Origin of the sequence: Streptomyces sp. GC420 (genome assembly GCF_009916105.1) — a bacterium.
GTDB lineage: Bacteria > Actinomycetota > Actinomycetes > Streptomycetales > Streptomycetaceae > Streptomyces.
Genome location: NZ_JAAAXQ010000580.1, coordinates 1 through 3,326, shown reverse-complemented (window position 1 = coordinate 3,326; position 3,326 = coordinate 1). Strand labels below are relative to the sequence as shown.

At 70.5% G+C, this 3,326-nt stretch carries 3 protein-coding genes and 1 rRNA gene; all 4 read right to left on the bottom strand.

Translation table 11 applies throughout. From position 1 onward, the window contains the following. Positions 1–21: 21 nt before the first annotated feature. Positions 22–1,194, bottom strand: coding sequence for an acetoin utilization protein AcuC (locus tag GUY61_RS36420; protein WP_166634580.1), 1,173 nt, complete (start codon positions 1,192–1,194; stop codon positions 22–24). Beyond that, on the bottom strand, positions 1,145–2,389 hold the full coding sequence (locus GUY61_RS36415; RefSeq protein WP_166634579.1) for an MFS transporter: 1,245 nt from the start codon (positions 2,387–2,389) through the stop codon (positions 1,145–1,147). Before GUY61_RS36415 ends, GUY61_RS36420 begins: the two co-directional genes overlap by 50 nt. A gap of 85 nt (positions 2,390–2,474) precedes the next feature. Then, the gene (locus GUY61_RS36410) at positions 2,475–3,125 is read right to left on the bottom strand and encodes an HAD family phosphatase (RefSeq protein WP_166634578.1); all 651 of its coding nucleotides are present in this window, start codon (positions 3,123–3,125) and stop codon (positions 2,475–2,477) included. A gap of 84 nt (positions 3,126–3,209) precedes the next feature. Then, positions 3,210–3,326 (bottom strand): 5S ribosomal RNA (rrf, locus tag GUY61_RS36405).

Sequence of the window (3,326 nt, the reverse complement as noted above, 5' to 3'; positions counted from 1 at the left end):
GTGCGGGGGCAGTCGAAAGGGTCAGGGCATGAGGCCGTGGAAGGGGAAAACGGCCCTGCGCGTCGCCAGGATCGCCTGGTCGAGCCGGTCCGCCGGGTCGTAGCCCTGCTCGTGGAAGTCCTGCCACTCCGGCTTGCGGCCATCCGTCATCCGGCCCGGTGCCATCTGCCGTGTCCGGGCGTACACCAACTGCCGCCACTCCTCCGGGGTCTCGGACTCCGGTGCGATCGGCGCGTCCGCGGCGATCGCCACCAGATGCGTCCACGACCTCGGGACCACGTCGACCACCGCGTATCCGCCACCACCCAGCGCGAGCCAGCGTCCCTGCGCGTGCTCGTGCGCCAGGCCGTGACAGGCCGTCTGCACGGCGCGCTGCGCGTCCAGCGAGACCGCCAGATGCGCCAGCGGGTCCTCGAAATGCGTATCGGCACCGTGCTGCGTGACCAGGAACTGCGGGCGGAACACCGCCAGCAGCTCCGGCACCACCGCGTGGAACGCCCGCAGCCAGCCCGCGTCTCCGGTCCCGGCCGGCAGCGCGACGTTCACCGCGGTGCCCTGCGCGCCCTCGGCGCCCGCCTCCTCCGGCCAGCCCGTCCCCGGGAACAGCGTCCGCGGGTGCTCGTGCAGCGACACCGTCATGACCCTAGGATCGTCCCAGAACGCCGCCTGCACACCGTCGCCGTGGTGCACGTCCACATCCACGTACGCGACCCGCTCGGCCCCCAGCTCGAGCAGCCGTGCGATCGCCAGCGCGGCGTCGTTGTACACGCAGAACCCGGCCGCCCCGCCCGGCATGGCGTGGTGCAGCCCGCCGGCGAAGTTCACGGCGTGCGCCGCATCGCCCCGCCACACGGCCTCGGCGCCCGCCACGGACTGGCCGGCGATCAGCGCGGAGACCTCGTGCATCCCTGCGAACGCGGGATCGTCCGTCGTGCCGAGCCCGTAGGCCCCGTTCGCGGAGCCCGGGTCCTGCGACACCGCCCGCACCGCGGCGATGTAGTCGTCGCGGTGCACGAGCCGCAGCGTCGACTCGCCGGCCGCCCTCGCGGCCACGACGTCCACGGCACGGTCGAGCCCGAAGGCGTCGATCAGTCCCCGCGTCAGGGCGAGCCTGACCGGGTTCATCGGGTGGTCGGACCCGAAGTCATAGCCCGTTACTGCCTCGTCCCACATCAGCTGTGTGCGGCCGCTCATACCCGTCACCGTATCTGGCTGGTCCAGCGTCGAACGACCTGGCATACCGGAGGACCGCCAGCACGAGGACCATCGGGACGAGCATCGCCCCGCGGTAGCTCCAGGCATCGCCCAGCGCTCCCACGAGCGGCGACCCGACCAGGAACCCGACGTAGTTGAAGACGTTCAGCCGTGCGATCGCGGCGTCCGCCCCGTGCGCGCCCTGCCGCTGACGGGCGTGGCGCCCGGCGGCGGCGAAGGTCTGCGGCACGATCACGCACAGTCCGAACCCGAGCAGCGTGAATCCCAGCAGCCCCGCCCAGGGACCGGGCGCCGAGGCCACCACCGCGAAGCCCAGGGCGGCCGTCACGGCCCCGGTCCGCACCACCGCGGCCGCACCGAACCTCCGAACGCCCAGGTCGCCGACGGTGCGGCCGATGAGCGTGGTGACCATGTAGACGTTGTACGGAACGGTGGCGAGCTGCTCGGAGCTGCCGAGCACGTCCTCCAGATACTTCGCGCTCCAGTTGGAGACAGTGGAGTCGCCTATGTAGGCGAAGGCCATCACCATGCAGAACGGCAGGAGCAGCCTGAACCCGACGCCGGCCTCGGCGGCGGCGGGCGCTTCAGCGGTCGCGGGGACTCCGGGGCCGGGCGCCGCATCGACGTACCACCTGCTCCCGGCCAGTGCCGCGGGCAGCAGCACCGCGACCACGGGCGCGTATGACACGGCGAGCGGCAGGTGCCAGTGCGCCCCGGCCCAGGCCAGTGACGCCCCCGCTATGCCCCCCAGGCTGTAGGCCGCGTGGAAGCCGAGCATGATGCTCCGCCCGTACGCGTCCTGGAGGCTCACCCCGAGCATGTTCATCGACGCGTCCAACGCGCCGACCGAGAGCCCGAACACCGCCAGCGACAGCCACAGCTGCCACAGCGAGTCCCCGGCGCCGACAGCGAACAGCGCCAGCAGCACCACGGGTTGGGACCAGCGCAGTACGGCACTCGGCCGCAACCGCCTCACCAGCTTCTCGGTGACGACGCTGCCGACTCCGGCGAGCACGGGCACGGCCGCGAGGAAGGCCGGAAGCAGGGCGTCGGAGACGCCGTACCGGTCCTGGACCGCCGGGATCCGCGTCACCAGAAGAGCGAACGCGACGCCCTGGACGAGGAAGCCGAACGCCAAAGAGGCCCTGCCGTACCGCAGGCGCGCATCCGTCATGGCCGCACAGCGTACGGCTCTCAACTACCGACCGGTAGCCCGCTCGGCGAATCCTTGAAGAACCCGGGGTTCCCGGGTCCCCGGCTCAGCCGAGGAGGGCGGGCAGTTGCACCATCTCGGCGAAGGTCGTCCTGGCCCCGGAGGCCGTGAGCCGCTCCAGCGGAGTCATGGCGGTGAACCCGATGACTTCCATCCCGGCCGCCAGCGCCGCTTCCACGCCCAGCGGGCTGTCCTCGACGACCACGCACCGCTGGGCGGGCACGCCCATCCGCTCCGCGGCGTGCAGGAAAAGGTCCGGAGCCGGTTTTCCGCGGCCCACGTCCTGCGCGCTGAAGATCCGGTCGTCCTCGAACCACTTGTCCATGCCGGTCTTGCGGTGCCCGACCCTGATCCGGTCATGGCTCCCCGACGAGGCCACGCAGAACGGCACCCCGTCGCCGGTCAGTTTGCCCAGCACCTCCGCGGCGCCCGCCACCGGCTCCAACTCCTGCTCGAACGCGGCGAACACGCGCGCGTGCAGTACCTCGTCGAAGTCCTCAGGCAGTCGTCGCCCGGACCGCTCCAGCACCATGTCGTGGACGCGATGAACCGCGGCACCCATGTAGTCGCGCAACGAGTCCTCGTACGAGGTGGGGTGCCCGAGCTCGGTCAGGTAGCCGGCCAGGATCCGATTGGAGAGCGGCTCACTGTCGACGAGCACACCGTCGTTGTCGAAGATGACGAGGTCATAGAGCATGGAGACAGGGTAGGCCCGGCCGCAAACGCAAAAAAGCCTCGGCTGTGAGAAATTTTTCATTCTCACAGCCGAGGCTGAATGATTGTTCGGCGGTGTCCTACTCTCCCACAGGGTCCCCCCTGCAGTACCATCGGCGCTGAAAGGCTTAGCTACCGGGTTCGGAATGTAACCGGGCGTTTCCCTAACGCTATGACCACCGAA